26 protein-coding genes are annotated in these 26,310 nt (G+C 68.7%); 11 read left to right on the top strand and 15 right to left on the bottom strand.

The annotated features are described in order from the left end of the window. A partial coding sequence (locus GBZ26_RS04300) for an energy transducer TonB (protein WP_174437747.1) occupies positions 1–364 on the top strand: 364 nt, incomplete at its 5' end. A 43-nt stretch (positions 365–407) separates the two neighbouring features. Here GBZ26_RS04300 and GBZ26_RS04295 read toward each other — a convergent pair. The 3 genes from GBZ26_RS04295 to GBZ26_RS04285 all read right to left on the bottom strand — a co-directional run bounded on the left by GBZ26_RS04295 (position 408) and on the right by GBZ26_RS04285 (position 4,069). Further along, on the bottom strand, positions 408–1,034 hold the full coding sequence (locus tag GBZ26_RS04295; RefSeq protein ID WP_174437746.1) for a response regulator transcription factor: 627 nt from the start codon (positions 1,032–1,034) through the stop codon (positions 408–410). Continuing rightward, the gene (locus tag GBZ26_RS04290; protein ID WP_246654071.1) at positions 1,018–2,676 is read right to left on the bottom strand and encodes an ATP-binding protein; all 1,659 of its coding nucleotides are present in this window, start codon (positions 2,674–2,676) and stop codon (positions 1,018–1,020) included. The genes GBZ26_RS04295 and GBZ26_RS04290 overlap by 17 nt, the downstream gene beginning before the upstream one ends. 133 nt (positions 2,677–2,809) lie before the next feature. Beyond that, positions 2,810–4,069 carry a Glu/Leu/Phe/Val family dehydrogenase gene (locus tag GBZ26_RS04285; protein WP_174437745.1) on the bottom strand — a complete coding sequence of 420 codons (1,260 nt, stop codon included), beginning with the start codon at positions 4,067–4,069 and terminating at the stop codon, positions 2,810–2,812. 295 nt (positions 4,070–4,364) lie between these two features. Between GBZ26_RS04285 and GBZ26_RS04280 the strand changes: the two genes are divergently transcribed. After that, on the top strand, positions 4,365–4,757 hold the full coding sequence (locus GBZ26_RS04280) for a GreA/GreB family elongation factor (RefSeq protein ID WP_174437744.1): 393 nt from the start codon (positions 4,365–4,367) through the stop codon (positions 4,755–4,757). Between the two features lie 173 nt (positions 4,758–4,930). Next, positions 4,931–6,082 (top strand): DUF2325 domain-containing protein, encoded by a 1,152-nt coding sequence (locus tag GBZ26_RS30840; RefSeq protein ID WP_343207293.1) that lies wholly within the window; start codon positions 4,931–4,933, stop codon positions 6,080–6,082. Between the two features lie 24 nt (positions 6,083–6,106). Here the strand turns inward: GBZ26_RS30840 and GBZ26_RS04270 are convergent, their stop codons facing one another. After that, entirely contained in the window at positions 6,107–8,128 is a 2,022-nt protein-coding gene (locus GBZ26_RS04270) for a methyl-accepting chemotaxis protein (RefSeq protein ID WP_174437743.1), read from the bottom strand. A 327-nt stretch (positions 8,129–8,455) separates the two neighbouring features. On the opposite strand from GBZ26_RS04270, the gene GBZ26_RS04265 reads away from it, so the two are divergent. Beyond that, entirely contained in the window at positions 8,456–9,541 is a 1,086-nt protein-coding gene (locus tag GBZ26_RS04265; RefSeq protein ID WP_246654072.1) for a hypothetical protein, read from the top strand. 22 nt (positions 9,542–9,563) lie between these two features. Here GBZ26_RS04265 and GBZ26_RS04260 read toward each other — a convergent pair whose 3' ends face one another. Further along, the gene (locus GBZ26_RS04260) at positions 9,564–9,965 is read right to left on the bottom strand and encodes a DUF1398 family protein (protein ID WP_174437742.1); all 402 of its coding nucleotides are present in this window, start codon (positions 9,963–9,965) and stop codon (positions 9,564–9,566) included. Between the two features lie 32 nt (positions 9,966–9,997). Further along, a complete protein-coding gene (locus tag GBZ26_RS04255; RefSeq protein ID WP_343207294.1) occupies positions 9,998–10,462 on the bottom strand; it encodes a MarR family winged helix-turn-helix transcriptional regulator in 465 nt (154 codons plus the stop codon). Between the two features lie 148 nt (positions 10,463–10,610). Here GBZ26_RS04255 and GBZ26_RS30575 point away from each other — a divergent pair, with 148 nt between their 5' ends. The 5 genes from GBZ26_RS30575 to GBZ26_RS04230 all read left to right on the top strand — a co-directional run bounded on the left by GBZ26_RS30575 (position 10,611) and on the right by GBZ26_RS04230 (position 16,382). Continuing rightward, the gene (locus GBZ26_RS30575) at positions 10,611–10,946 is read left to right on the top strand and encodes a methyl-accepting chemotaxis protein (RefSeq protein ID WP_281427591.1); all 336 of its coding nucleotides are present in this window, start codon (positions 10,611–10,613) and stop codon (positions 10,944–10,946) included. A gap of 328 nt (positions 10,947–11,274) precedes the next feature. Further along, positions 11,275–12,048 carry a transporter substrate-binding domain-containing protein gene (locus tag GBZ26_RS04245; RefSeq protein WP_174437741.1) on the top strand — a complete coding sequence of 258 codons (774 nt, stop codon included), beginning with the start codon at positions 11,275–11,277 and terminating at the stop codon, positions 12,046–12,048. Between the two features lie 7 nt (positions 12,049–12,055). Then, entirely contained in the window at positions 12,056–12,877 is an 822-nt protein-coding gene (locus tag GBZ26_RS04240; protein WP_246654073.1) for a substrate-binding periplasmic protein, read from the top strand. Positions 12,878–12,890: 13 nt separating this feature from the next. Continuing rightward, on the top strand, positions 12,891–15,932 hold the full coding sequence (locus tag GBZ26_RS04235) for a response regulator (RefSeq protein ID WP_174437740.1): 3,042 nt from the start codon (positions 12,891–12,893) through the stop codon (positions 15,930–15,932). Positions 15,933–15,974: 42 nt separating this feature from the next. After that, positions 15,975–16,382 (top strand): response regulator, encoded by a 408-nt coding sequence (locus GBZ26_RS04230; RefSeq protein ID WP_174437739.1) that lies wholly within the window; start codon positions 15,975–15,977, stop codon positions 16,380–16,382. Positions 16,383–16,418: 36 nt separating this feature from the next. Here the strand turns inward: GBZ26_RS04230 and GBZ26_RS04225 are convergent, their stop codons facing one another. Beyond that, positions 16,419–17,648 (bottom strand): sensor histidine kinase, encoded by a 1,230-nt coding sequence (locus tag GBZ26_RS04225; protein WP_174437738.1) that lies wholly within the window; start codon positions 17,646–17,648, stop codon positions 16,419–16,421. Positions 17,649–18,050: 402 nt separating this feature from the next. On the opposite strand from GBZ26_RS04225, the gene GBZ26_RS04220 reads away from it, so the two are divergent. Both GBZ26_RS04220 and GBZ26_RS04215 read left to right on the top strand, forming a co-directional pair. Continuing rightward, the gene (locus GBZ26_RS04220) at positions 18,051–18,296 is read left to right on the top strand and encodes a hypothetical protein (protein WP_174437737.1); all 246 of its coding nucleotides are present in this window, start codon (positions 18,051–18,053) and stop codon (positions 18,294–18,296) included. Further along, complete coding sequence (locus tag GBZ26_RS04215) at positions 18,293–18,730, top strand: hypothetical protein (RefSeq protein WP_174437736.1); 438 nt, start codon at positions 18,293–18,295, stop codon at positions 18,728–18,730. Before GBZ26_RS04220 ends, GBZ26_RS04215 begins: the two co-directional genes overlap by 4 nt. Before the next feature lie 30 nt (positions 18,731–18,760). Here the strand turns inward: GBZ26_RS04215 and GBZ26_RS04210 are convergent, their stop codons facing one another. The 8 genes from GBZ26_RS04210 to GBZ26_RS04175 all read right to left on the bottom strand — a co-directional run bounded on the left by GBZ26_RS04210 (position 18,761) and on the right by GBZ26_RS04175 (position 26,202). Further along, on the bottom strand, positions 18,761–19,537 hold the full coding sequence (locus tag GBZ26_RS04210; RefSeq protein ID WP_103040368.1) for an SDR family NAD(P)-dependent oxidoreductase: 777 nt from the start codon (positions 19,535–19,537) through the stop codon (positions 18,761–18,763). A gap of 38 nt (positions 19,538–19,575) precedes the next feature. Next, positions 19,576–20,490, bottom strand: a complete 915-nt coding sequence (locus GBZ26_RS04205) for an SMP-30/gluconolactonase/LRE family protein (protein WP_174437735.1) — start codon at positions 20,488–20,490, stop codon at positions 19,576–19,578. After that, positions 20,487–22,031 (bottom strand): tripartite tricarboxylate transporter permease, encoded by a 1,545-nt coding sequence (locus tag GBZ26_RS04200; protein ID WP_174437734.1) that lies wholly within the window; start codon positions 22,029–22,031, stop codon positions 20,487–20,489. Before GBZ26_RS04200 ends, GBZ26_RS04205 begins: the two co-directional genes overlap by 4 nt. Positions 22,032–22,079: 48 nt before the next feature. Continuing rightward, positions 22,080–22,592 carry a tripartite tricarboxylate transporter TctB family protein gene (locus GBZ26_RS04195; protein WP_174437733.1) on the bottom strand — a complete coding sequence of 171 codons (513 nt, stop codon included), beginning with the start codon at positions 22,590–22,592 and terminating at the stop codon, positions 22,080–22,082. A gap of 77 nt (positions 22,593–22,669) precedes the next feature. Next, on the bottom strand, positions 22,670–23,635 hold the full coding sequence (locus GBZ26_RS04190; protein ID WP_174437732.1) for a Bug family tripartite tricarboxylate transporter substrate binding protein: 966 nt from the start codon (positions 23,633–23,635) through the stop codon (positions 22,670–22,672). 100 nt (positions 23,636–23,735) lie between these two features. Beyond that, positions 23,736–24,401, bottom strand: coding sequence for a 2-dehydro-3-deoxy-6-phosphogalactonate aldolase (locus tag GBZ26_RS04185; protein ID WP_246654074.1), 666 nt, complete (start codon positions 24,399–24,401; stop codon positions 23,736–23,738). A gap of 5 nt (positions 24,402–24,406) precedes the next feature. Further along, the gene (locus tag GBZ26_RS04180) at positions 24,407–25,399 is read right to left on the bottom strand and encodes a 2-dehydro-3-deoxygalactonokinase (protein WP_174437731.1); all 993 of its coding nucleotides are present in this window, start codon (positions 25,397–25,399) and stop codon (positions 24,407–24,409) included. Then, complete coding sequence (locus tag GBZ26_RS04175) at positions 25,363–26,202, bottom strand: IclR family transcriptional regulator (RefSeq protein WP_040136541.1); 840 nt, start codon at positions 26,200–26,202, stop codon at positions 25,363–25,365. Before GBZ26_RS04175 ends, GBZ26_RS04180 begins: the two co-directional genes overlap by 37 nt. Between the last annotated feature and the right edge of the window lie 108 nt (positions 26,203–26,310).

The following is a 26,310-nucleotide window of genomic DNA, read 5'->3' as shown; positions in this document are numbered from 1 at the left end:
AGCCAACGCCGCTCCCGCCGCCGCCCCCCCCGCGGGCGCCCCGGCCCAGGCGGCGCCGGTGCCGCGCAACAGCAACGCGCTGCCCACGTGGCACGGCGCCGTGCTCGGCCATCTGGAGCGTTACAAGCGCTACCCCCGCATCGCCCAGATGCGGCGCCAGCAGGGCGTTCCGCAGGTCCACATCACGCTCGACCGGCAAGGCCGGGTGCTGGCGGTGCGGCTGCACAAGGGCTCCGGCTTCGAGGCGCTGGACGAGGAGACGATCGCTCTGGTCGAACGCGCCTCCCCGCTCCCGGCCCCGCCGCCGGACGTGGCGCAGGACCGCATGGAGCTGGTGGTGCCGGTGCAGTACTTCCTGCGCTGAGCCGACGGCACGCCCGCTCAAGCATCGGAAAGAGGGATGCGCATCACGGTGTGTGCATCCACAGGCGCATGAGTTCCGGAACCGTGCGGATGTCGAGTTTGCTGAGAATGTTCGCCCGGTGGGTCTCCACCGTGCGGACGCCGATCCCGAGGCGGATCGCGATGGCCTTGTTGGCGCAGCCCTCCACCATCAGCGCCGCGACATCCCGTTCGCGCGGGCTGAGCAGGGCCAGCTTCGCCAGGGCGGACTCCGCGGCGGAGCGGTCCCGGCGCTGGTGGGCGTCGCGCTGCAAGGCCTCGTGGACGCGGCGCAGGAAGACGCCGTCGTCGAACGGCTTCTCCAGGAAATCGACGGCACCGGACCGGAAGGCGGTGACGGCGGAACTCACCTCGCCATGGGCGGTGATGATGATGACCGGAAGGCCGCAGCCGCGCCGGGACAGCTCCTCCTGAAGCTCCAGCCCATCCATGAAGGGCATGCGGAGGTCGGCCACCACGCAACCCGGCTGCTCCGGGCTGTAGCGGTGCAGGAATTCCAGCGCGTTGACGAAGGTGCGCACGGACAGGCCGGCCACCTCGACCAGAACGGAGAGCGCGTCGCGGACCGCCTCGTCATCGTCGATGATGAAGACGGTCGGTTCGCCGGTGAAGGGATTACTGGTCTGGGTCATGGGACGGCCGGGTGTCGGAACGGGCTGCGGGCAGAAAAACCTGGAAAACGGAACCGGTCGGACCGGTGCGGCCGAGCCACAGCCTGCCGCCGTGGCTTTCGACGATCGAGCGGCAGATGGGCAGGCCGAGCCCCATGCCCGCCGGTTTCGTGGTGGCGAACGGCGAGTAGAGATGCTCGACCATGCCCGCCGACACGCCGGGACCGCTGTCCTCGACCTCGAAGGTCAGGCCGTCGGGCGGCGTGGCCCGGACACGCAGGACGACCTCGCGCAGCGGGCTGTCGGCTGCGGCGATGGCCTCGATGCTGTTGTGCACGAGGTTGAGGAGGACCTGCTCGATCTGGATGCGGTCGCACAGCACGAGGGGAAGCGGCTCCGCCATGTCCACCCGAAGCTGGACCCGGTTGTAGGCCGCGTCCCCGCGCACCAGGGTCAGCGTCTCGCGCAGGATCTCGCTGGCCGGTTCCGGCGCCAGTTGGAGCGACCCCTTGCTGAGAAACGTGCGCAGGCCGCGGATGACCTCGCCCGCGCGTTCCGCCTGGATCACCGCCTTGTCGATGAGGTCGTGGGCGCGCGGCGGCGTGTCGTCGCCTTCCAGAAGGCGCTGGGCGGCGCGCGCGTAGCTGATGGCGGCCAGCAGCGGCTGGTTCAGCTCGTGGGCCAGGGCGGACGCCATCTCCCCCGTCACGGTGAGGCGGGAGAGATGGGCCAGTTCGGTCTGGTGTTCGCGCAGCCGGACCTCGACCTCGCGCCGCTCGCTGACCAGGGCGCCGAGGAACAGGGCCGTGATGGCGAGCGCCAGCATCAGCGTCTGGTGGTAGACCACCGCGCCCAGGGGAAGGCCGATCGCCTGCAGCCCGGCGATCAGGCCGCTCTGGATGGCCAGGGCCGCCAGGACCGCGCCCGGCAGACCGTGCGACACCGCCACCCAGACGAGGGGCAGGAACAGGACGTAGAACAGATTGAACTGACCGTCGCCGATGGGCAGGAAGACCAGCAGCAGGGCCGCGGCGATGGCCGCCGTCTGGGCGGCGGTGGGCGTCTTCGGCACGCTCCAGGCGGGCGTCTGGTCCGGCCGGTGCAGCAGGAGGACGAAGGGCGTGACCACAGCGATGCCGATGGCGTCGCCCAGCCAGTATTGGAACGCCAGAGTCGGCAGGTCGGCCGCGGGCAAGGCCCCGTCCAGGACGAACACGCCGACGAAGACGGGCGCCACGACGGCGGCGCTCAGGAAGGTGACGCCGACCAGCCAGCCGACATCGCGCACCCGGTTCAACGCCAGACCGATCGCCACCCGGTGGCGCAGCACATGGGCCGCCGCCCCGTACCCGGCGACGATGGCGAGGTTCGAGAGCAGCAGCGAGGCGATCGAGGCGGGATGCCCCCGCACCACCAGATCGGCCAGGATCAGCGTGGCGTAGACCATCGGCAGGCCGCGCGCGCCGGTCCACAGCAGAAGGGCCATGTAGAGCCCGGCCGGCGGGTTCCACGGCGTGATGTTGAGGCTCGGGCGCGGGTGGATGAAGGTCAGCCAGTCGATGGGCAGATAGGCCGCCAGGAAGGCGAGCGACAGCACGACCATGTCCCGACCGGTCAGGATGGCAGGCGCTCCCGTCGCACGGCTGGCGGGTGGAAAAGGCATCTCGGAACAGTCTTTCAGGCTGCACGGGCGGAATGGCACGGGTGGACGAGGCACGGACTATACGTCCAACCGGGCGTGTTCGCCTATGCGATGGACGGGAGCCCGGCGGGCTCCCGTCCCCGCGACGCACGGATCAGCCGACGAAGAACGGCTGCGTTCCATGCGCGGCGATGGCCTTCGACAGCCGTTCCAGCGCGTGCGCGTAGGCCGCCGTGCGCATCGGAATGTCCTTGCCCGTGCCCATGTCCCAGACCCGGCGGCCCTCGGTCTCCATGATCACGCGAAGGCGCTCGTGAATCTCGTCGAGGCCCCAATAGTAGCCCTGGCGGTTCTGCACCCACTCGAAGTAGGACACCGTCACGCCGCCGGCGTTCGCCAGGATGTCGGGCAGGACGACGACGCCGGCCTCGTTCAGGATGCGGTCGGCGTCCGGCGTGATCGGGCCGTTGGCGAGTTCCAGGACGACGCGGGCCTTGATGAGTCCGGCGTTGCCCTTGTGGATCTGATCCTCCAGCGCCGCCGGGACAAGGATCTCGCAATCGGTGCCGAGCAGTTCGTCGTCGGTCACCGCACGGGCGCCGTTCCCGGTGTAGGCGGTCACCGAGCCGCCCCGCTCCTTGGCCGCGTACACGGCCTGCGGGTCCAGCCCGTCCGCGCAGACGATGGCGCCGCGGGAGTCGGACAGCCCGACGATGCGGTAGCCGTCCGCGTGCAGCAGGCGGGCGATGTGGAAGCCGGCGTTGCCGTAGCCCTGGATCACCACCCGGCGGGCCGATCCGGACAGGCGCAGATCCTCTTCCAGATGCTTGATGAGGTAGTAGCCGCCGCGCGCGGTCGCGTCGTCGCGCCCGAGCGAACCGCCGAGCGGCAGCGGCTTGCCGGTGATGACCGCCGGGCTCGGCTGGCGGACGATGGAGCTGTACTCGTCGGCCATCCACCCCATGATCATGGAGTTCGTGTAGACGTCCGGCGCCGGGATGTCGCGGTCGGGTCCGATCATGCCGGCGAACGCCTGGACATAGGCCCGCGACAGACGCTCCAGCTCCGACTTGGACAGGCTGTGCGGATCCACCTTCACCGCGCCCTTGCCCCCGCCATAGGGCAGGTTCATCACCGCGCACTTGAAGGTCATCCAGAAGGCCAGCGTGGTCACCTCCTCCACGTTGGAACTCGGGTGGAAGCGGATGCCGCCCTTGGTCGGGCCGCGCGTGTCGTCGTAGCGGCACCGCCACGCCGGGAAGGAGCGCCGCGAACCGTCGTCCATGCGCACGGACAGGCGGACGCTCAACGTCTCCTTGGCGTATTTCAGTTTCTCGAGAACCTCGGAATCCACCTCGACGTGCTTGGCGGCTTCATCCAGGCGGCTCAGCGCCCCCGAAAGCAGATCGTCCATTCCTTTTCCCCATGGTTTCGGTCAGGAGCACCGAAGGTTGGCCGCATCTCCTTCCTGGAAGGTTCTGCTCACTTCCCCTAAGGCATAGGACGGCTTTTCTACTGGGGAATAACCCGGATCAAAATATCCGTATTACTACGGAAACTTGGTAACATACTGAAAAACAGTGATAAATTTTTTACAGACCGATCCGCTCCTTGCGCTCCGTAATCATACGGATGGCCGTGGACAATGTCCGTGGGCAAGAGTTGATCCGGGCTTGAATCACCAGCGCCGCGCAGTCGAGGACGCATCGATGACCGAGGAAACCGACCGGCCGCTGATCTGGATCGGACGCATGGAGTACGGCCGCCTGCTGCGGGCCATGGACCGGCTGGCCGTGCAGGCCCCGGAGGTCTCGGCGTTCCTATCGCGGGAGTTGGAGCGGGCGATCGTCCGCCCGGAAGACGACCTGCCCCGGACGATCGTGCGCATGGGCAGCCGGGTGCTGTTTCGCCGCGACGAAGGCATGCCGCCCGAATGGGGTGAACTGGTCTACCCGGACCAATCGCCCAAGGACGACCAGATCACCGTCGCCTCGCCGCTGGGGGTGGCCCTGCTCGGCCTCCGGGAAGGGGCTCGCATGCCGTACAGCGATGCGGACGGCATCACGCGCCGCCTGGTGATCGAGCGCATTCTCCCGGCCTGAGCCGTCTCCCCGGGAGCAGACCCGCTTCGCTCTTCATTTGCAAATGCGAATGAATCGCATTATTAGTGGAGCATGTTCCGCTCCACGGCCCCGCTTGCCCCGGACGGAACACGCGATTCAACAGCCGAAGCCGATCGGGGGCGGAGACGATGTGTGAGCGTTGTCGGAAGACCGTGCCATCCTGCGTACTGGGACAGGCCAAGCGCCGGAAGCTGTGGACCATCCCCACGGAGTATCATTGCTCGATCGTGGGCACCTGCCTGTCGTCGGAGGACGTGGCGTGGCTGTGCCGGCGGCTGAAGCTGGTCCCCACGGCGGACGCCCGCCCCTACGACATCCACCGCTATTTCGTGGAGAAGGCCGCGGAGGACGGGCCGGAAGCCCGACTGATGCACAAGCGGCTGGACGAGACCTTCGCCGTCGCGGTGAAGCGCTTCGCCCGCGAGACGACCGAAGAGGGCTGGATGGCGCTGTGGACCGCCGCGGTGGCCTCGGGCGACGTGGCCGCCGCCTACTGGGGCGTGCTGAGCCACGGCGCCATGCCCGACGCCGTGCGGGTGCGCGCTTTCGCCGACGTGCACATGCTCTCCCACATCATGGGGGGTGAGAACCGGCGCCAATTGCGGGAGAACCGCGATCTGGTCCGGCGCTGCGAGGAGCTGACCGCCCGGCTGGCGAAGCAGGAACGCGCCGCCGGCGAACGCGTCGCCGAGAAGGATGCCCGTATTCGGGAGCTGGAGGCGCAGCTCGCCGCCCAGCGGGCCGCACCCGCGGTCCCGGAAACACCCAATGTTCCGAAAGCCCCGACGGTCCGGGCGCCCGGCCAGGCGCGTCTGCTGCGCACCATGGACGCCCTGCACCGCCGCGTCGCCAGCGAACGCATGCGCGCCCGCAACGCCGAGGCGGAAGTGGAGCGGCTGCGCCGCCTGCTCGACCCTCCGGCCTCGCAGCTCCGCCGCACCACCGCCGCCGAGACGAACGCCCCGACCGACCTCGGCGGGCGGGCCATCCTTTATGTGGGCGGACGGACCAAGAGCCTGCCCCACCTGCGGGCGGCGGTGGAGACCCGCAACGGCTGCCTGCTGCACCATGACGGCGGGTTCGAGCAGACCACCCGCTGCCTGGAAGGGCTGGTCGAGCGCGCCGACGTGGTGGTCTGTCCGGTCGATTGCGTCAGCCACGACGCCTGCCTGCGGGTGAAGGGGCTGTGCCGCCGCATGGGCAAGCCCTTCGTTCCCATGCGAAGCGCCGGAGCGACCAGCTTCGCCCGCATCCTGCACAGCTTCGGTCAGGACGGCGCCGGGGAGGAGTCCGCCCACCACTGAGCAGCGCCAGGACATTCGGCGCGGTCAGGCGCTGCGGACACCGGCGAGGAAGTCGCCGACCTCGCCGGTCAGCCGCTCCGCCTGCTGCGACAGCTCCTGCGCCGCGCTCAGCACATGGGTCGCCGCCGTTCCGGTGTCGTTTGCCGCCTGCTGAACGCCGGCGATGTTGGACGCGACCTCCTGCGTGCCGACGGCCGCCTGCTGGACGTTGCGGGTGATCTCCCGGGTGGCGGCGCCCTGCTCCTCCACCGCGGCGGCGATGGCCGTGGCAATCTCGTTCACCTCGCCGATCACGGCGGCGATGCCCTGGATCGCCGCGACGGCGTCGCGCGTGACGGTCTGCACCTGGACGATCTGGGCCGCGATGTCGTCGGTCGCCTGGGCGGTCTGGCTCGCCAGCGTCTTGACCTCGTGCGCCACCACGGCGAAGCCCTTGCCGGCGTCGCCGGCGCGGGCGGCCTCGATGGTGGCGTTGAGCGCCAGCAGGTTGGTCTGGCTGGAGATCGCCTGGATCAGCCCGACCACCTCGCCGATGCGGTGCGCGCAGCCGGCCATCAGCCGCACCGTCTCGTCCGTCCGCTGGGCGTCCGTTACGGCCCGCGCCGTGATGGCCTGCGACTGGGCGGCGCGGTTGCCGATCTCCCGAATGGACGCGGTGAGCTGTTCGGTCGCCGCCGCCACCGTCTGCACATTCGTGGAAGCCTGTTCCGACGCGGCGGCCACGGCGAAGGACTGCTGGTTGGTCTGCTGGGCCGCCGTGGACATGGAGCCGGCGGTCGCCTCCATCTCCGTCGCGGCGGACGACAGGGTGCCGACCAGCCCGATCACCTTGGCTTCGAAGCCGCGGGTCAGCCGGTCCAGCGCGACCACCCGCCGCTCGCGCGCCTCCTGCTCGCGCCGCTGCTCCGCCTCCAGCCGTTCGCGCGCGATGGCGTGCTCCTGGAAAACCGCAACAGCCTGCGCCATGGCGCCGATCTCGTCGCGGCGGCCGGCGCCGGGAATGGCCACCTCCAGATCGCCGTCGGCCAACTGCCGCATGGCCCCGGTCATCGCCGTCAGCGGGCGGACGATTCGCCGGATCACCAGCAGTGATCCCCCCACCCCGAGGAGCAGGCTGAGCGTGAAGACGGCGAGGCTGATGACCAGATAGGATCGTGCCTCCTCCGCAGACTCCGAAACCGCCGCGTCGATGGCGGCGCCCACCGTTCCGGCCAGCGTGAGGATGGAATCGATGGCCACAGTCGCTCGGCTCATCCATTCGTCGGAGGTCAACGGATAACGGCCATCCGCGCCCCCCTTCAGCACCGCCTGCCGGGTGTCGGAGAACGCTTGGAAATACGCGACCTCGACCTCGTCGATGGCCCGCGCCAGGTCAGGCGCGATGTCCGGCCGGGTGCGCAGCGCCCGGATGCCGTCCCAGGCCTGCTCCAGCCGTCCGCGGGATTTGGCGAGGGCGGCGGCCTGTCCGGCGGCGACCGGCCGGCGGCCGGCGACGAGGGCGTTGAACTGGCCGCGCTCGCGCCCGGCGTGTTCGGCCATGTCCGCCGCGTAGCCGCGCAGCTGGACGAGTTGGAGCGTCGTCGTCTTCGGCGGCGGCGCAACCGCTTCGAGCAGCTGGCGCAGGGCATTGATCCGCTCGATGTGCGCGGTGATCACGCCGGCGAAGCCCGACACCACCTCCGGCGGTCGCTCGCCGCCGTTGCGGGCCAGGGCGTCGTCCACGGCGCGACGGTAGCTCTGAAAGGCGGCCAGCGACGCCTCCACATCGGCGAGACGCGGACCATGCGGACGCAATTCGGGCACGGTGCGCAGGTCAACCAACGCGGCGCGCAGCGCAGAATCGCCCGCGGCCCGCCGCTGTTCCAGTCGGGCGCGCCGGTCGGCGGGAAGCGGATCCGAGCCGTTCAGCGCACCGTTGGTGGCCCCCCGTTCCAGGGCGTAGTCACCGGCGGCAACCACCAACCCGCTGGCCATCTGGTTGACGCTCCGATAAGCCGATGCCGCCTCGACACCGCGCATGGCCACAACCGCCGTGTCACCCGCCATGAAGATCCCCAGGAGAGCGAGTCCACCGACAACCAAAGGCAGAGAAACCTTGATAGAAAACGACCGCATGGAATGTCCCTTGAGGGCTGACAGCATTCACCAACTCAATTGCAGATTTTGCCCTCACTCCTTGATTTTGATCAAAGGGCATTTAAAAAGTATTTCGGGTCGCAGAACTCGGATGCGTGAAGTGCTTGGCTAGGGAAGTTGCGAGTTTGCCTTCGGAAAATTACACACTGGCTTTATCAAAGTATCCGGTTGCGGCGTTGTGCAAAGTTGCGGGGCGCCGCTCCTCCGTGTGCTACAGTGCCGCCGGAAGGAGCCCTCATGCCGTCTGAACACCCGTCGCCCGAAGCCTCGCAGCCCAGCCAGGATGCCCCCGACCCCCTTCTGAAGCTGGGCGACGCGCCCCGTCCGGCCGCCATGCCCGACAGCCTCGCCGCGGACGTCGCGGGCTGGCGCTTCATCCTGCGCAGCCCGGTGGCCCCCAGCTTCTATTCCAAGCCGGGAACGCCGTGGCTGACGCCGCCGGAGGGATGCCTGCGGGCCAGCGACCGTTGGAATCTGGACGGTGCTTTTTCCACCGACCGGCCCGTCGAGAACGGTGAGCAATGGGCCGTCGCGCGGTTCGAGGGCGGGGTGTGGCGTGTGGAACGCTGCGTTCCGGCCGCCACCCGCCCGGCGGTGCGCGACCTGCTGCGCCTGCGGGTGGAACGGCTGACCGCCGCCCGCCGCTGGACGCACGGCGACCTGGAGCTTCTGCACAGCCTGTTGGACGGCGGTACGCTGGCGGAGTCCGTTCTGCTGGCCGGTGACGAGGGACGGGCGCGCTCGCTGCGGTCGCTGAAGGCGTTGGGGCTCGCCGGAGCGGCCTCCGCGGACGGCCCGGAGCTTCCCGACGCGGCGAAGGCCCTGCTCGCGGACGGAGCGGAAAGCGTCGTCTGGCTCGACGCCGACGCGCGGGAGATCGCGGACGGCATCCTGTCCTGGCACACCAGGAAGCAGGCGCGGGCCGCCGCGCGGGTGAGCCGGGGCGCCGAGGCGAAGCAGCGCGGCGACGACATCAAGGACGCGCTGACCAAGGCGGTGCAGCGGGCCTTCCCGCGCATTCCCAAGGAGGCCGCCGCCGCCGCCGCCGCCCGACTGGCGCCCGGCGTGAAGAAGCTGGGCCGCATGCCGGCGCTGCAACCCATCGTGGACGCGGTCGCGGAGGTGCGGCTGGAGCGCTGGCGCCAAGCCGTGGCATCGGAGCCGGAGGTGGCGAAGCGGCTGGCCGCCATGGAAGCGCGCGGCGACGCGAACCGCGCGCTCAAGCGCTACCGCGACCAGCGGGCGGTCGAGCGTGCGGAGGCCGAGTTGAAGGAGTGGCGCGGCGACCTCGGTCCCGTGCTGTCCCGCCGCCTGGGCTGGTGACGGCGGAACGGGCGGAGCGGTGTCAGCGCGCGCCGGGGAACCACTCGGTGTGGCTGTCGCCGCTGCGGCCGTAATAGACGACCCGCCGGCCCAGGATGCTGACCGTCCAACCGGCGCAGCCGGCCCGAAGCACCCGCTCGCAGAAGCCGCCGTAACGGATCGTTCCGGCCTGGATGGCGCGGACCGCGGATTCCACGCCCTCCGCCGCGAAGTCCATGGCCGGAGGCAGGGCGTAAGGCCGGAACTCCACCCGCTCCGTCATCCCATCCGGAAAATAGTAGGTCGTCTCCGCCCGCACGAGGTCGGTGTGGTAGCGCTCCACCCCCGCGGCGGCCAGCGCCGCGACGACCTCGGGAAAGGTGATGCGCTCCTCTTCCGATGCCCGGCTGCACTCCAACAGGACGGTCGTGGTTCTGGTGGTCATGGACGTCCCTCCTTGCGGTGTCGGGTGTGCGGTCAATCGACGGGAATGGAGCGCAGCCCCATCCGGCGCACAATCCCCTTCAGCGTTTCCTCGATCCGTGTTCGCTCGGCGGGATCCAGGTGCCCGAAGAAGTCGGCGTCGTTGCGGTCGGCCAGGGCGGACAGGTCCGGCACCAGCGCCCGGCCTTCCGGGGTGAGCGCCAGCGTCCGGTAACGCCGGTCGCCCGGGTCGGCGGTCTGGGTCAGCAGCCCTTTGGCGGCGAGGCGGTCGGCCAGTTTCGAGATCGCCCCGCGCGTCATGCCCAACCGGTCGGCCAGCAGGCTGGGCGCCACGCCGTCGTGACCATGGAGGTCGCGCAGCACGACCCATTCGGCAACGGTCACCCCCCGCCCCGCCAGTTTCGCGGCAAAGGCGTGGGACACGTGATTCGACACGAAGCGCAGCCAATAGCCGAGATGCGCGTCGAGCGCGCTGATGTTCGATCCGACCAGCTCCACCCCCCTTGAGTTTCCTAGGAAACTACCTAAGGGTGGTTTCCTTGTCAACCATTTGGCATTGCGGTCGGAATAGCAATGGAACGGTCCTGAGCCGAAACCTTCCAACGGCGATAATGGCTGCATTTCAGAATTGAAATGCACAACCGCCATGGAATCGACGGTTTACGGGATGGCTCCCGGTCTTCCGCTGCTCGGCAAATCAAACGAATCAGGGTCGAACCGTTCAAGGGCAGCCTCCCGGCCGGCCCAAGCGACCGTCGAGGAATTGGTGGAGGCCGCGCGGGCCGGGGAGAATGGCATGGGCTTCGCGGTGGTCGCGTCCGAGGTGAAAGCACTGGCGACCCAGGCGGCCAAGGCGATGGAGCCGATCACCTCGCCGATCGCTCAGGTCCAAGGGGCCACCAATTCCGCCGCCCGCGCCACCGAAGACGCCGCGGTGTCGATCGGGAAGGTCAAGGCGCTGTCGCGCGCGCTGGCGGCCTGACGATCAACCGAAGGGGCGGAGCGGCACCGCCCCGGAAAACCTTGGCCGCTCCACTCGCCGTCGGTCCAGATCACCGGCAGGGCCGGACAGCCCGGAGGGGTGGAGGAATTTGAACCATTTCTCCCGGTCTTCGTCACACCTCCGAAATCCGACAACCCTGAGATTTATTCATCGTGTTGACCGGACTGAATATGATGGTATTGTCTTTGCGGAGCCGGATATCGATCCGGCGAGAGCGCCGAAGAACAACCGGAATGCGGCACGATGCAGGGCCCCGCAGCGCCGGATGACTGCTGCGCTCCATCCTCCCGCTTTGCCGAGGCAGCCCGTGATCCGCCTGACGCCGTTTCGTCCTTTCGCGACCGTGTGGCTTGCCGCCCTGCTCAGCGTCTCCGCGCTATCCGCCCGTGCGGACGAGGTTTACCGCGTGCTGACGTGGAAGATGGCTCCTTACGCGATGGTCGACGAACAGGGAAAGCTGACCGGCTTCGAGGTGGAGATCGCCCGCGCGCTTTGCGACACGATGGGCATCCGTTGCGAGATCACCGCCCTGCAGTTTCCGGAAGTCCTGGATCTGCTCGACCGCAACGTCGCCGACTTCGCGGTCGCCAGCATTCTGAAAACTCCGGAGCGGATGAAAAAGTACCTTTTCACCGACCGTCACAAGCGGTCCAGCTCCAGCTACATCGGACGCGCCGGCGAATGGACGTTGGGGATCGCGCCGGATCTGGCGGGGAAGCGCATTTCCGTTACCCGTGGATCGAAGCAGTACGACTACCTGACCGCGAAGAACGTCGGCGGCACGGTCGTGATCTACGACGATCAGGCGGAGGCGTTGCGCGCCGTTCTCGACGGGCGGGTCGACCTGGCGCTGGCCCCAACCGCCGTCACCGTCCATCTGCTGACCAGCGCGGAAGGGGAGGCGCTGGAGGTGGTGGGCGATCCGCTGACCGAGAGCGGGCTGGGCGGCGAGTCCGCCATCGCTTTGCCGCTGGGGCGCGAGGAACTGCGCGACCGCGTCAACATGGCCCTGCGCGCGATCCTTGCGGATGGGCGGTACGACGCCATCAGCTCCCGTTTCCTGCCCTTCCGGATGTACTGAGGCGCCGATGGGCTCCCGCATGCGCTTCCCCACCGCAAACGCCGTGCTGACCCTCGCGGTCCTGCTGGCCGGCCTTGCGCTGACGCAACCGGTCCAGGCGGATGCGCCTCCGCCGGCCGGGCGGCCGCTCTTGCGTGTCGTGGTCATCGACCATTCCCCGCCTTTCAGCGACCACGACGCCGGAGGGGACCTGGTCGGCTTCAACGTCGATTTCGGACGGGAGCTGTGTCGCTCGCTGGGCGCCGTGTGCAGCTTCGACGCCGCCCCCTTCAAGCAGATCATCGACGACGTCGCCACAGGCCGCTTCGACATCGGATTCGGCAACGTGCTGCGCACGCCGGAGCGGGAGCAGCGACTCCTGTTCTCAATTCCCTATTGGCGGTCGAGCACCAGCCTGGTCGGCCATCGGGGCACGCCGGAGCTGAGTCTGGAGGAGGCGATCCGCAGCCGGCGCATCGCCGCCATCCGCGGCTCGCGGCAGCACGCGGCTCTGGTCCGTCTGGCCGACTCCGACCCGACGCTGCAATCCAATCTGGTTCCGGTATCCACGCTCGATGACCTCTGGGAAGCCATGCGCAGCGGACAAAGCGACATGGCCATCGGTCCGACGCTGAACGTGGTGCATTTTCTGCTGTCCGACTCCGGGGACGGTTTCGAGACCATCGGCACCCCGATGTCCGAGAATGGGCTGGGGGGGACCGTGCACATCGTCTTTCCGCCCGGCCAGCACGAGTTGAAGGCGTCGGTGGACCGGGCCCTTACGGCCTTGCGCAACGACGGCACCTACCAGCGGATCAACCGCAAATATTTTCCCTTCGACATTTACTGACCCGGAACCGGCAATGGCGTCCGCCCGCGACCGCAGGCATCCCCGCGTACGGCTGCAGCCGGCGATTCTCACCGGCGGCGCGATCCTGCTCGCGCTGATCGGCCTGCTCTTCCTCGGCATCGCCGGGGAACAGGGCAAGATGGAACGGCTGGCCGCCGACAGCCAGGACCGCATGGTGCCGCTGATCCTGGAACGCCAGCGCGCCGTCGTGAATCTGGAGCGGCTGAAGCAGTCGGGAGCGATCGTCCTCTTCACGGACGATCCCCGCCGCCGCCGCGAGTCCCTGCTGGCCGCCCAGGCGCTGGCCTTCCACCCGACCTTCCAGTTCGATCCCACGCTGAAGCGGCAGGTAACGGACGCCTATTCGGTCATCCGGCAGATTTCCTCGGCGAAAGCCCGGCGGTCGGAGGGCGCCCCCGCCGGCGATGCGCCGCCGTCCGCCGAGGAGGAGCGCCTCGCCGAGACATGGGCGCAGACTCTGGTGGAGCTCAACACGGTCGGCGACCGGCTGCTGGTCGACGTGACCGAACTGACGGCGGGCCGCCTGGGCCAGATCCAGGAGCGCACCCGCCTGGTGTCGCAGGTCATCCAGTTCGCCTTCGTCGCGGTGCTGGCGATCTTCATCGCCGCGGGGCTCCTGATCCGCCGCCATGTGGTGCGGCCGCTGCTGTCGGCCGCCGACGGCCTGCGCCGGATCGGCGAGGGCGAGCGCGACATCCGGCTTCCCGGCGCCCGCACGCAGGAACTGGACAGCATCCTGAACGCCGTCGTCCGGCTGGGCACACAGGCCGAGGAGCTGCGCCTGACCCGCGACCGGGCCGAGGCGGCATCCCAGGCGAAGGCCAGCTTCCTCGCCAACATGAGCCACGAGATCCGCACCCCGATGAACGCGGTGATCGGCCTGTCGCACCTGGCGCTGAAGACCGACCTGACGCCGCGCCAGCGCGACTACGTCCTCAAGATCAGCCAGTCCGGCCAGCATCTGCTGGGCATCATCAACGACATCCTGGACTTCTCCAAGATCGAGGCCGGCAAGCTGAGCGTCGAGCGCACCGGCTTTCACCTTGACAAGGTGCTGGGCACGCTGGCCGACCTGATCGCGGAGAAGGCCGCCGCCAAGGGACTGGAGCTGATCTTCGACGTCGCCCAGACCGTGCCGAGCGACCTGATCGGCGACCCGCTGCGCATCGGGCAGATCCTGGTCAACTACGCCAACAACGCGGTCAAGTTCACCGAGCGCGGCGAAATCGCCATCATCGTCCGGCTGGAGGAGGAGGTCGGCAGCGAACTGCTGGTCCGCTTCGAGGTGCGCGACACCGGAATCGGCCTCAGCGATGAGCAAAAGGGTCAGCTTTTCCAGAGTTTCCAGCAGGCCGACGCCTCGACCACCCGCAAGTACGGTGGCACCGGCCTGGGATTGGCGATCTCCAAGCGGCTGGCCGAGCTGATGGGCGGCTCGGTCGGGGTGGACAGCGCGCCGGGCCGCGGCTCCTGCTTCTGGTTCACCGCCCGGCTGGGCCGCGACAAGCCGCGCCGCGTGCTGCTGCCGCGACCCGACCTGCGCGGCCTGCGCTGTCTGGTGGTGGACGACAACGAGAACGCCCGCGTCGTGCTGACCGACATGCTGTCGGCCATGTCCTTCACCGCCGAGGCCGTGGATTCCGGTCCGGCGGCCATCCAGGCGGCGCGCTTCGCGGCCCGCGAGGGCCGCCCCTTCCGCGTCGTTCTGCTCGATTGGCAAATGCCGGGCATGGACGGGCTGGAAACCTCCGCCGGCCTTGCCGCGCTGGAGCTGGCGCAAGCGCCTCACCACATCATGGTCACCTCCTATGGCCGGGAAGAGGTGCTGAGGGGCGCCGAGAACACGGCGATCGAAGAGGTGCTGTTCAAGCCCGTCAACCCGTCCGCCCTGTTCGACGGCATCATGCGGGTCCTGGGCGCCGACGATGAGGCCACGGACGCCCTTCCGATACCGGTCGCCGCGTCCACCGCCGATCTGTCACGCGTGCGCGGCGCCCGCATCCTGCTGGCCGAGGACAACGACCTGAACCAGCAGGTGGCCTGCGAGTTGCTGGGTGAAGCCGGACTGGTGGTGGAGGTCGCGGAGAACGGCGCCATCGCCGTGGCCATGGTGCAGGCGGCTCACTACGACCTCGTGTTGATGGACATGCAGATGCCGGTCATGGACGGCGTCGCCGCGACTGTGGAAATACGCCGGCTGGGCTTTGCCGATTTGCCCATCGTCGCGATGACCGCCAACGCCATGCAGGCCGACCGCGAGCGTTGCCTGGATGCGGGCATGAACGATTATCTGGCCAAGCCCATCGACCCCGACGCGCTGTGGGCCACTCTGCTGGCCTGGGTGAAGCCCCGGCCAGGGCTGGGCACCGAGGCCTTCGCTCCCCTCCCCACGCCGGTCCAGGAGGACGGAGGCGATCTTCCGGCCGGTGTTCCCGGGCTGGACACCGCCACCGGTTTGTCGCGGGTGCTGGGCAAGAAACGCCTCTATCTCGACCTGCTGCGCAAGTTCACCGCCGGGCAGCGCGGAGTGACGACCGCCATCCGCGCGGCGCTGGACGAGGGCGACCTCGCCGCGGCGGAGCGTCTCGCCCACACGCTGAAGGGCACCGCTGGCAACATCGGCGCCCACCCCGTCCAGGACGCCGCAGCCGATCTGGAGGCGGTCATCCGCGACTCCCGACCCCGCCCTGACATCGATGCGCGGCTGGCCGAACTCGAACCGCCGCTGGGCGCGCTTCTCGCCCACCTGGAAGCGGCATTGGCGTCGCCGGATGCCACCACGCCGTCCGGAGCCCTTCCCGACGCGGTGAGCGCGGACGAACTCCACACCCTGTGCGGCCGGCTCCGCCAGCTCCTGCTCGACAGCGACCCGGACGCCGAAGAGCTGCTGACGGCGAACGCCCATCGTCTGCAAGCCGCCTTCCCTGACGGATTCGAAGCCATCGCCAGCCAGATCCGCAATTTCGACTTCGACGAGGCCGCCGCCACTCTGGACGCGGCGCTGGCCAACCGCGGCGCGACCACTCAAGCCTGAGCAGAGGTCAGCGTCGCCGCCTCCCCAAATCGGAACGATTCCATGGACACTGCATTGCCCGCACCGGCACCCGTTGCATCAAAGGCGACGATCCTCATCGTGGACGACACGCCGGACAACCTGAAGCTGTTGAGTGGCCTGCTGAAGGAGAGCTACAGGGTGAGGGTCGCCAACAACGGCCGCAAGGCGTTGGAGATTGCCGCCGCCTCACCGGCCCCCGATCTGATCCTGCTGGATGTGATGATGCCGGACATGGACGGCTACGAAGTCTGCGCCGCCCTGAAAAGGGCGCCGGAAACGCGCGACATTCCGGTGATCTTCCTAACGGGACGGGTCGACACGGCAGACCGCGAGCGCGGCTTCGCCATGGGGGCGGTGGACTACATCGCCAAGCCGGTCGATCCTCCGACGGTGCTGCAAAGCGTGGCCGCCCGCATTCCGGTGTCCTGACTTCGCTGCCCTGCCCGTTGCGGCGGCGCGCGGGCGTCAGGCCGGCGCTTCGGCCAGGGTGGAGACACGCTGCGGCATGCGGATGACGAAGGTGGCTCCGCCGCCGGACAGGCTTTCCACCTCGATGGTTCCCTGAAGCACCTGATGGACGAGGTTGAAGGCGATGTAGAGCCCCAGCCCCGGAAACTCGATGCCGCGGCGGGTGGTGAAGAAGGGGTCGAACAGCTTGGGCAGATGGTCCGGGTCGATCCCCTTGCCGTCGTCGGACAGCCGCAATTCCACCCACTCTCCCTCCCGCGGCGTGACCGACAGGGTGACGCGCCCGCTCTGGCCCGGTCGAAAGGCATGGGCCACGGCGTTGCGGATCAGGATGGACAGCACCTCCGACAGCGGGCCGGGATGGCTGTCGATGGTCAGCCCGGCGGGGCAGGAGACGGTAAGGCTGTGCCCGGCCTCGCGCAGGTGCGGGTCCAGCCCGAACAGCGCATCGGACAGATAGTCCTTGAGGTCGAACACCCGCCGTTCCGACCCGGCGCGGTCGACCACCACCTGCTTGAAGCTCTGGATCAGGTTGGCGGTGCGCACGATGTTGGTGGTGACCAGCAATGTCCCTTCCCGCGCGTTCTCCAGGAAGCGGGCAAGGTCGGACTTGCGGATAGCCCCGCTCTGGAACTGCGAGGCCAGGGATTCGACCAGCCCGGAGAGATGGGACACCGCGGTCAGGGCCACGCCGATCGGCGTGTTGATCTCATGCGCGACGCCGGACACCAGCAGGCCCAGCGCCGCCATCTTCTCCGTCTGAATCAGGTGCTGCTGCGTCTCCTCCAGACGGCTGTGGGCGGCGCGCACCTCCTCGACGGTGGCGCGCAACGAATCGGCGGTGGCCTTCAACGAAAGGTGGTTTTTGACCCGCGCCAGAACGATGGGAGGACTGATCGGTTTGCTGATGTAATCGACGGCACCAAGGTCCAGACCGAATTTCTCGTCCTCTATGGAAGTTCGGGCGGTCAGGAAGATCACCGGAACGTCACGGGTCCTCACATCGGCCTTCAGGCGGCGGCACACTTCGTAGCCGTCCATGCTCGGCATCATGACGTCGAGCAGGATCAGATCCGGCGGGTGATCGGAAAAGGCGATGCGCAGTGCGGCATCGCCGTTGTTCACCGTCTTGACCGTATAGATGGATTTCAGGTGGCTGCTCAGCAGCGACAGGTTGTCGGCGGTGTCATCCACGATGAGAATCGTCGCCTTCGTCGGTGCTCCCATGTCCGCCCCTTCCTCTTGCCGCGGAAAGGGACGATCCGGCACTCCCCCGACCGGGGCGCCGGCCACAACCAGCACGTCACCGGCTTGCAGAAACACCCTCATCCGCCAACGGGACATTACAACGCGAATTTTTATCATCAAAGACAATTTATCAGAGACGATGCGCTGAAATGTTCCCCTGCCGACTCACGTCTCGCCAAGAAGAACAACCGTATTTTATGCATCCCCCGGAACGACCGGATGCCGTGTCATGGCGGGGAACCCGTCGGCACCCAAGGGCGTTTCCGTGTCCGCGAGTGACGGTCGGGATGCGAAAAAGTGGTAGCCCGCCCCCGCCCGTCAAACTGTCACAGACCACCCGTATAGTCCGCACAACTTTGGAAATGCCTTGTGAACCTGGCCATGCCGACGCAGACACACGCCCGCACACCCCGCATCCTTCCCGCACCCAAGCTGCATTGCGCCTGCTGCGGGCGTCCGTTCACCCGGGCCTCCGGCCGCGGTCCCGCCCCGCTCTATTGCTCGGCGGACTGCCGGACGCAGATCCGCATCCGCCAGCGGGTGTGGTCGAGCCGACCCGGCTACGCCGCCGCAAGCGGCACGGCCAACCACCGCCCCACCCTGTTCGAGACGGCTTGCGCATCATGATGAAACTGGTGATCCACGACCGCCATTCCGCCGCCGGGCTGATCCTGCCGGATGTCAGCCACATGCGCGACGTCGTGCGCGCCCTGCGCGGGCTGGATGCGGTGGACAGCGCGTCGGTGCTTCTGGAAGCCTTCGCGCGGCGCTGCCTGGAGGCGGGCGTGGCCTTCGATTCGACGGACCCGCTGACCGCCTGCTCCTTCTGCACCCATCTGGTGGAGGTGGAGGTCCATGCCGAGGACGGGGCGGCGCCCGTCCAGTTCGTCCGGCTCTACGACCGCGACGCCGACGGCATCCTCTGCCGCCGTCATCACGGCACCCTGCACGCGGTGGCCCGGCAGCTGCGGTGCGAGGACGGCATGCCCTTCCCCACCCTGCCGGCCATCGCCGCCAAAACGGCGGCATTCACCGCCGCGATCCCGCCGCGTCCGCTCTGACCGGACGGACGCGGACGGAACTGCCAATCGTTACGGCATGTACTGGCCGCCGTTCACGTCCAGCACCTGCCCGGTGATGTAGCCGCTGCAGGCGTGCGACGCGAAGAACAGGAAGGTCGGCGCGCATTCCTCCGGACGGCCGAAGCGGCCCATCGGAAAGCCGGAGCCGATGCGGGCCTTGGTGTCCTCGTCCTTGTCGGCATGGAACGCCGTGTCGAAGGTGCCCGGCGACACCATGTTGAAGCGGATGCCGTCCTTGGTGTGGAAGGCCACCCAGTTCTTCTGGATGTTGTGCAGCCACGCCTTGGCCGCGCCATAGAGGCCGGCGCCCGGACCGCCGCCGGTGTAGCCGGCGACCGAGCCGACCGAGATCACCGAAGAGGTGGTGCCGTTCTGCGCCGCCGCGGCCTTCAGGTGCGGCAGGGCGTGCTTGGTCACCATCAGGGCGGAGCGGGAGTTGAGGTCGGTCACCGCGTCGAAGAACGCGTCGTCGATCTCCGGCAGCGGCTTGCGCGCGACCAGACCGCCCGCGTTGTTAATGAGCACGTCGATGCCGCCGAAACGCTCCACGAAAGCCTCGACCAGCGTGCCGCACGCCGCGCTGTCCGACACGTCGGCCTGGAGGAAGACGACCTCGCCACCCAGCCCGTTCAGACGGGCCAGCGTAGCCTCCAGGTCCGCCGGGGTGCGGCGGCCGTTCATGGCGACCTTGGCGCCGGCGCGGGCGAACGCCTCCACCGCCGCCAGGCCGATGCCCTGCGTGGAGCCGGTGATCAGAACGCGCTTGCCCTTCAGATCGTCAAACATTCCTTGCCTCTCGTGTCTTGGTGTCGTTTTGGCCCGGCTCAGTCGGCCAGGCGGGGTTCCGGCAGGCCCTGGGCGCCGGGGTCGAACATCAGGACGCGCCCGCCATGCGGGTCCTCGGCGAGGTCCGCCGGCCCACGGCTGAGCGAGGTGACCAGCATCGTCCGCAGGTCCGGCCCGCCGAAAGCGCACATGGTCGGCTTGCGCATCGGCACCTCGATGCGGCGGTCGAGTTCACCGTTCGGGGTGAAGCGCTTGATGCAGCCCTCGTCCAGGCAGCAGATCCAATAGCAGCCGTCGACGTCCACCGCGGCGCCGTCGGGGCGACCGACCATGGCCCGCATGTCGACGAAGGGGCGGCGGTTGGCGGCGGTGCCGGTGTCCGTGTCGTAGTCCCAGGCCCAGACCATCCGCACGTCGCGGTGGCTGTCGGACGCGTAGAGGGTGCGCCCGTCCGGGCTGAAGGCGGAGCCGTTGGGGATGATGTAGCCGCCGGTCCCGGTTTCCGTCAGCCCGTCGGCCCGCGTGAAGCGGTGCCACAGGCCGGAGGCGTCGCCCTGGCTGATGTCCATGACCATGCTGGACAGCCAGAACCGCCCCTGCCGGTCGCAGCGCCCGTCGTTGAAGCGCATGCCCTCCTTGGGAAAGCGGTGGGTGGCGAGGGCGGTGACCACCGCCTCCCCGCCCTCGCCCGGCAGGTCGACGTCGAAGACGCCGGTTTCACAGGCGCAGACCACGCCGCCGTCCGGACGCAGGACGAGGCTGCCGATCATCTCAGGCAGGGTCCAGTGGCGGTGGGCGCCGCTGGAGGGGTCGAGCCGGTGGATGGTCCGCGCCGGGATGTCGATCCAGGTCCACGAGGCCCGCTCGGCGTCCCAGACCGGGTTCTCGCCGGTGCCGTTGCGCAGGTCGGGATCGATGACGGCCTCCAGGCCGATTTCGGTTACGGTCGTCATTCCGGCGTCCCCATGCGGCGGCTCCCGGCGGCCGGGTTGATCGTCGACGGACCACCGGACGAGCGCTGGGCCCACAGTCGGCGCAGCAACGGAAGCATCAGCGTCAGGATTGCGATGGTCAGCAGGACCGCGGTGATCGGGCGGGTGTAGAGGAAGTCGTAGCTGCCGCCCGACAACGACAGCGCGCGGCGGAAGTTCGCCTCCGCCATCGGCCCCATGATGAGGGCGAGCACGACGGGCGAGGCCGGGAAGTCCCACTTCTGCATGAAGTAGCCGACGACGCCGGCCGCCAGCATGATCCAGATGTCGAACATGCTGTTGTTGATGGCGTAGGTGCCGACGATGCACAGCGCCAGGATGCACGGCGTCAGCACCGACTTCGGCATCTGCAGGATGCGCCCCATGAAACGCAGCGAGCCGAGGCCGACCACCAGCATGAAGACGTAGCAGACCAGCATGCCGGCAAACAGCGTGAAGACCAGATCGGCGTGGTCCTTGAACAGCAGTGGGCCGGGCTGCAGACCCTGAAGGGTCAGCGCGCCCAGCATCACGGCGGTCACCGCGTCGCCGGGGATGCCCAGCGTCAGCATGGTCAGCAGCGCGCCGCCCGTGCAGCCGTTGGCGCCGGATTCGCAGGCGGCGACGGCGCCCAGCTCGCCCTTGCCGTAGTTCTCCGGCGTCTTGCTGAAACGCTTGGCCTCGTTGTAGGCGACGAAGGCGGCGATGTCGGCGCCGGCGCCGGGGATCATGCCGATGACGATGCCGAGGCCCGAGGAGCGCGCGATGTTGCCCAGTTGGCGGCGGAACATGTGCCAGGGCGGAATGATGCGGTCCAGCGCCGCGGCCATGCCGGCGCGGACCTGCGGGTCCTCCAGCGACTTGAAGGCTTCGGCCGCGGCGAACAGGCCGATCATCACAGGGATGAAGGGCACGTTGAACAGCTCGGTGTAGCCGCCGGTGTAGCGCGGGAAGCCGCCCATCGGGTCGAGCCCGACGGTTGCCAGCAGCAGACCGAGGAAGCCGGAGATCAGGCCCTTGATGACCGACACGCCGGAGATGCTGGCGATGATCGACAGGCCGAAGACGGCAAGCGCGAAGGACTCCGACGCGCTGAACTCCAGGGCGAAGCGGGCCAGCACCGGGGCCAGGAAGATCAGCACGAAGACGCTGGCTGTGCCGCCCAGGAAGGACGAGAAGGTGGCGGTGCCCAGCGCGATGCCGGCCTGCCCCTTCTTGGTCAGCTCGAACCCGTCGATGGCGGTCGCCGCGGCGGCGGGAGTGCCGGGGATCTTGAGCAGGATCGCGGTGACCGACCCGCCGTAGATGCCGCCGAAGAAGACGCCGGAAATCATCAGCAGGCCCGACAGCGGGTCCATGCCGAAGGTGAAGGGCAGCAGGATGGCCACGCCCATCGTCGCCGTCAGGCCGGGCAGAGCGCCGATGATGATGCCCAGCGTGACGCCGAACAGGGCGAGCAGCAGCGCCATGGGCTGGTTGAGCAGCGCCTGCGCGCCGTGAAGAAGCATATCGAGTTCGTACATCTCACCCCTCCGTCAGCGGAGCGTTGCGGCCGGTCGGATCGGTTCGGGTCATTCGAAGAGACTCCCGACCGGAAGCGGCACGCTGAGCGCGATGGCGAAGGCGGCGTAGATGAGCGCGGTCAACACGGCGGCGATGGCGGCGTTCGCGATCAGGTTGCGCCGTCCCATCAGCCACATCAGGCCGAACAGATAGATGGGCGTCGCGATGGCGTAGCCGACGAACTCCATGGCGTACAGGCAGGCGGCGGTCGCGACGATGCCGATGGCCACCGTGCCATAGCTGGCCTTCGGCCCGGCGTCCGCCGGACTCTCCGCGGGCGCGGCGGGCGCCCGCAACGTGTTGATGATCAGGATCCCGCAGAGCACCAGCAGGGCGACCGCGAAGATGATGGGGAAGCGGGCGGGGCCGACGTCGGTCTCCAGCATGGTCGGCGGGAAGTCACCCGCGACGATGATGGCGGCCACGGCGACCGCCATGACGAGGACGGCGATGACCAGCGTGGCAAGGCGGTCCTGCGGGCGCAGGCCAACCTTGCCGCCCGGAGCGGGAGCGTTGCTCATGAATGAATCTCCTTCGGACGCCCGGCGGCCCGAAGGCCGCCGGGGACACGCCGGGGATGCGGCTTATGTGGATCGGCTTACTTGGACAGGCCGATCTGCTTCATCAGCACCTTGAACATCTCGGCGTCCTTCTCCATGGCCACCTTGTATTCCGGGCCGTCGAGGTAGGCGTAGCTGAGGTTCATCTTGGTCAGCTGGTCGCGGAAGCCCTGCTCCTCGACCGCCTTCTTGGAGGCGGTGCGCAGCGTCTCGACGATGTTCGCCGGGGTCTTCTTCGGAACGACGATGCCGCGCCAGGTGGCGACCGTCACGTCGATGCCCTTCTCCTTCAGCGTCGGGGCGTCCGGGAAGGCCTTGGAGCGCTGGTCGTCCATCACGGCCAGGATGCGCAGCGTGCCGGCGGCGACATGGCTGGACACCTCGGCTGGGCTGACGCTGACCGCCTCGATGTGGTTGCCGAGGAGGGCGGTGACCGCCGGGTTGGCGCCGTCGTACGGGATGTGGCTGAACTTCAGGCCCGACTTGGTCGCCAGGGCCTCGGCGGCGAGGTGCCAGATGGCGCCGGTGCCGGAATTGCCGATGCGGACCTTGCCCGGGTTCTCCTTGGCGTAGGCCAGGAACTCCTCGATGGTCTTCCACGGCGCGTTGGCGTTGACCGTGATGGCGCTCGGCTCGGCGTTCAGGCGGGCGATCGGGGTGAAGTCATCGGCCGTGAAGCGGGCGACGCCGAGGTTCGGCAGGGTGGTGATCTCCACGGTGCCCATGCCGATGCGGTAGCCGTCCGGACGGGCTGCCATGATCTCCGACAGACCGACGGCGCCACCGCCACCGGTCTTGTTCACCACGCCTACCGACTGCGGCAGGTGACGGTTCACGGCGTCCGCGTAGGCGCGGGCCACCAGATCGGTGCCGCCGCCGGCCGCGTAGGGAACAATCAGCTCGATCGCCTTGGTCGGGTACTCGGCGGCCTGCACGGCGACCATCATCGTGGCGGAGGTCAGCGCGCCGACGACGGCGCCGGTGACGAAACGATAGCCCTTCATGAACGTTCTCCCTGGAAAATTGCTTGTGATGGTGAGGGGGGAGGAAACCCGCGGCGCGTTCTGCGACCGGCCGCGGGTGGTGTCTGTTGTCCTGGTTCGGTCAGCGCGGGTTGAGACGCCGCCACGCGGCGACGAAGGCGTCCGCCCGCTCGCCGACCTCGGCGGCGGACAGGCCAGGCGCGTAGAGCGCGGACCCCAGCCCGAAGCCGGCCACGCCGGCCTCCAGGAACGGCGCCATGGTGTCCGGGGCGATGCCGCCGACGGGCAGCAGGCGGGTGCCGGCCGGCAGGATGGCGCGCATCGCCTTGATGACGCGCGGGCCGACCAGCTCCGCCGGGAAGATCTTCAGGGCGTCGGCCCCGGCTGACAGCGCTGCGAAAGCTTCCGTCGGCGTGGCGATGCCGGGCAGGCTGACCAAGCCCGCGGCCTTGGCGGCGCGGATCACCGCGGTGTCGGCGTGCGGCATGACGACCAGGTCGGCGCCGATCTCCTTCAGCCGGGCCACCTGCTCCACCGCCAGGACCGTGCCGGCGCCGACCAGCGCGTCGCGCGGCAGCAGCCGGCGGACGGCGGCGATGCTCGTGAACGGATCGGGCGAGTTCAGCGGCACCTCGATCATGCGGAAGCCGCTGTCGTAGAGCGTCTGCGCGACGCCCTCCGCCTCCGCGGGGGTCAGGCCGCGCAGGATGGCGACCAGCGGCAGGGCGGAAAAGGCGGCGTCGAAGCGGGCCTTCAGGGACTCGTCGGACATCATCGTTGCGGACATATCGGTTACTCCCCCGCCGGCGCGATCAGGCCGGCGGCAACGGCGAACTGGAAGAGCCCACGCGGGGCGGTGTTCTCAAGCCGGTCGGTGGGCTCGACGCCCAGCAGCTCCAGGCCGCGCACGTAGCGGCGGCAGAGCGCGCCCTCGCCGATCAGCAGAAGCGGACGGCCCTCGTGCAGCTCGTTGCGCATGTGGCCGAGGCCGGAGACCAGCTCATGGCCGATCAGCAGGCCGGACAGGTAATCCTTCAGAAGCTCCGCCGGCATGCGGCGGGTGATGCCGAGCGTGCGCGCGGCGAAAATCTGGTGCGTGAAGTCGCCCGGCCCGCCGGCCTGCGCCGCCCGCACGCCCTCGGCGAAGGCGGCGTCGGACTCGGCCTCCGTCGGGGCGGCGTCCGCCGGCATCAGCCGGCCGAGGATCGAGTGCTTGCACAGCACGGCGAAGGTCTCGCCGGTCATGTAGGTGGAGAAGCGGATCATGCGCCCGCCGACGATCTCCACCCATTTGGAATGGGTGCCGGGCAGCACCATGCAGGCGTCGCGGCCCCAGTCGGGACGGTCGGCCAGCACGCCGGCGATCTGGATCTCCTCGCCGCGCAGGATGTCCGGCGGGCCGCTCGGCGGGTCGTAGAGGACGCCCGGAGCGATCAGGATGCGGGAGCCCGAAGCGCTTTCCACCGGGATGGCCTGCGACGCCAGGGTGGTCGTGTCGGCGGGGCAGCGGACATAGGGGGCCTCGCGCCAGCCCTGGGCGCTGCCGACCATGCCGCCGGCCACCACCGGCAGGCCGCGATGGGCGGTCAACCAGTCGCCGCACAGGTCGGCGAAGGCCTGCTCGAAGCCGGCGACTCCCGGCATCGGCAGATTCTGGATGCCGTGCGCGTTGGCGCGCTGGTCGAGCACCCGCCCGTCGCCGCCCATCAGGAAGCCGCGCAGGCTCGACGTTCCCCAGTCGAGGGCGATCAGCGATGCCCCGACGCCCGTTCGTCCCGTTTCCATCCCAAATCCTTTGAAATCGCGTCGGCGACCGCCCGGACCACGGGTCCAAGCTCCTCCATCCGTTCGTCCGGCATGTACGGCACGGCGCTCGCCACGCTGATGGCGGCGACCACCTGATTGCGGACGTCACGGATCGGCGCGCCGACGCAGCGGATGCCGATTTCGTTTTCTTCAAGGTCGAAGGACCAGCCGCGGTCCACATAGGCGGCCAGCCGGGATTCGAACTCCGGCCAGGGCGCCAGCGGGGGCCGTTCCGGCGCCGCCGCGGTCAGGCGAAGCGCGTGTTCGTACAGCTCGGACCAGCGCTCGCGCGGCAGGCCGAGGAGAAGCGCCTTGCCCAGCCCCGTGGAGGCCAGCGGCATGCGCAGGCCGATGCGCGACCGCATCTCCAGCCCGCGCGTGTTCGGAATCTTGTCGAGGTAGAAGACCTCCGCCCCTTCGACGACGCCGAGATGGACGGTGTCGCCGGTCTGGCGGGCCAACTCCTCGATATGCGGCCGGGCAATGGCGACCAGCGGGCGCTGTTCCAGCGCGCGCATGCCGAGCGCGATCAGCTTCGGCCCCAACAGATAGCCCTTGTAGGGCACGTGATGCAGATAGCCGTCCTGGGTCAGGCTGTTGAGCATCCGGTGCGTGGTGCTGCGCGGCGTGCCCAGCCGGGCGGCGATGCCCTTCACGTCCCCGATGCCCGCCGCCACGCATTCCAGGAGGGCGAGGCCGCGCATCAGCGTCTGGGTTCCGGAGGCCTGCGGCTTCTCCGGCGACGCTTGTGCATCGAGCGGATTTGCTCCGATGCCGGCCATTTCCCCCTCCTGCGTTCTTGTCCGATATCTGGCATATCAGTTTCCGCCACTTTATGAAGACGCACGGAGTGTGTCAAATAAATAAATCGTCGTCCATATAGTGAGACA

It is taken from the genome of Azospirillum formosense, assembly GCF_013340925.1.
In the GTDB taxonomy this organism is placed as follows: domain Bacteria; phylum Pseudomonadota; class Alphaproteobacteria; order Azospirillales; family Azospirillaceae; genus Azospirillum; species Azospirillum formosense.
Note: the sequence above shows the minus strand (reverse complement) of the source record. Positions and strands in the feature narration are given on the sequence as shown.

Excerpts from the sequence above, each read along its gene's own strand:
- GBZ26_RS04175 (WP_040136541.1), bottom strand. The coding sequence starts at position 26,202 with ATGGCCGGCATCGGAGCAAATCCGCTCGATGCACAAGCGTCGCCGGAG.
- GBZ26_RS04185 (WP_246654074.1), bottom strand. The coding sequence starts at position 24,401 with ATGTCCGCAACGATGATGTCCGACGAGTCCCTGAAGGCCCGCTTCGAC.
- GBZ26_RS04205 (WP_174437735.1), bottom strand. The coding sequence starts at position 20,490 with ATGACGACCGTAACCGAAATCGGCCTGGAGGCCGTCATCGATCCCGAC.
- GBZ26_RS04295 (WP_174437746.1), bottom strand. The coding sequence starts at position 1,034 with ATGACCCAGACCAGTAATCCCTTCACCGGCGAACCGACCGTCTTCATC.
- GBZ26_RS04190 (WP_174437732.1), bottom strand. The coding sequence starts at position 23,635 with ATGAAGGGCTATCGTTTCGTCACCGGCGCCGTCGTCGGCGCGCTGACC.
- GBZ26_RS04230 (WP_174437739.1), top strand. The coding sequence starts at position 15,975 with ATGGACACTGCATTGCCCGCACCGGCACCCGTTGCATCAAAGGCGACG.
- GBZ26_RS30575 (WP_281427591.1), top strand. The coding sequence starts at position 10,611 with ATGGAATCGACGGTTTACGGGATGGCTCCCGGTCTTCCGCTGCTCGGC.
- GBZ26_RS04260 (WP_174437742.1), bottom strand. The coding sequence starts at position 9,965 with ATGACCACCAGAACCACGACCGTCCTGTTGGAGTGCAGCCGGGCATCG.
- GBZ26_RS04210 (WP_103040368.1), bottom strand. The coding sequence starts at position 19,537 with ATGTTTGACGATCTGAAGGGCAAGCGCGTTCTGATCACCGGCTCCACG.
- GBZ26_RS04200 (WP_174437734.1), bottom strand. The coding sequence starts at position 22,031 with ATGTACGAACTCGATATGCTTCTTCACGGCGCGCAGGCGCTGCTCAAC.
- GBZ26_RS04235 (WP_174437740.1), top strand. The coding sequence starts at position 12,891 with ATGGCGTCCGCCCGCGACCGCAGGCATCCCCGCGTACGGCTGCAGCCG.
- GBZ26_RS04180 (WP_174437731.1), bottom strand. The coding sequence starts at position 25,399 with ATGGAAACGGGACGAACGGGCGTCGGGGCATCGCTGATCGCCCTCGAC.
- GBZ26_RS04280 (WP_174437744.1), top strand. The coding sequence starts at position 4,365 with ATGACCGAGGAAACCGACCGGCCGCTGATCTGGATCGGACGCATGGAG.
- GBZ26_RS04225 (WP_174437738.1), bottom strand. The coding sequence starts at position 17,648 with ATGGGAGCACCGACGAAGGCGACGATTCTCATCGTGGATGACACCGCC.
- GBZ26_RS04195 (WP_174437733.1), bottom strand. The coding sequence starts at position 22,592 with ATGAGCAACGCTCCCGCTCCGGGCGGCAAGGTTGGCCTGCGCCCGCAG.
- GBZ26_RS04220 (WP_174437737.1), top strand. The coding sequence starts at position 18,051 with ATGCCGACGCAGACACACGCCCGCACACCCCGCATCCTTCCCGCACCC.
- GBZ26_RS04265 (WP_246654072.1), top strand. The coding sequence starts at position 8,456 with ATGCCGTCTGAACACCCGTCGCCCGAAGCCTCGCAGCCCAGCCAGGAT.
- GBZ26_RS04270 (WP_174437743.1), bottom strand. The coding sequence starts at position 8,128 with ATGGCGGGTGACACGGCGGTTGTGGCCATGCGCGGTGTCGAGGCGGCA.
- GBZ26_RS04240 (WP_246654073.1), top strand. The coding sequence starts at position 12,056 with ATGGGCTCCCGCATGCGCTTCCCCACCGCAAACGCCGTGCTGACCCTC.
- GBZ26_RS04285 (WP_174437745.1), bottom strand. The coding sequence starts at position 4,069 with ATGGACGATCTGCTTTCGGGGGCGCTGAGCCGCCTGGATGAAGCCGCC.
- GBZ26_RS04290 (WP_246654071.1), bottom strand. The coding sequence starts at position 2,676 with ATGCCTTTTCCACCCGCCAGCCGTGCGACGGGAGCGCCTGCCATCCTG.
- GBZ26_RS04215 (WP_174437736.1), top strand. The coding sequence starts at position 18,293 with ATGATGAAACTGGTGATCCACGACCGCCATTCCGCCGCCGGGCTGATC.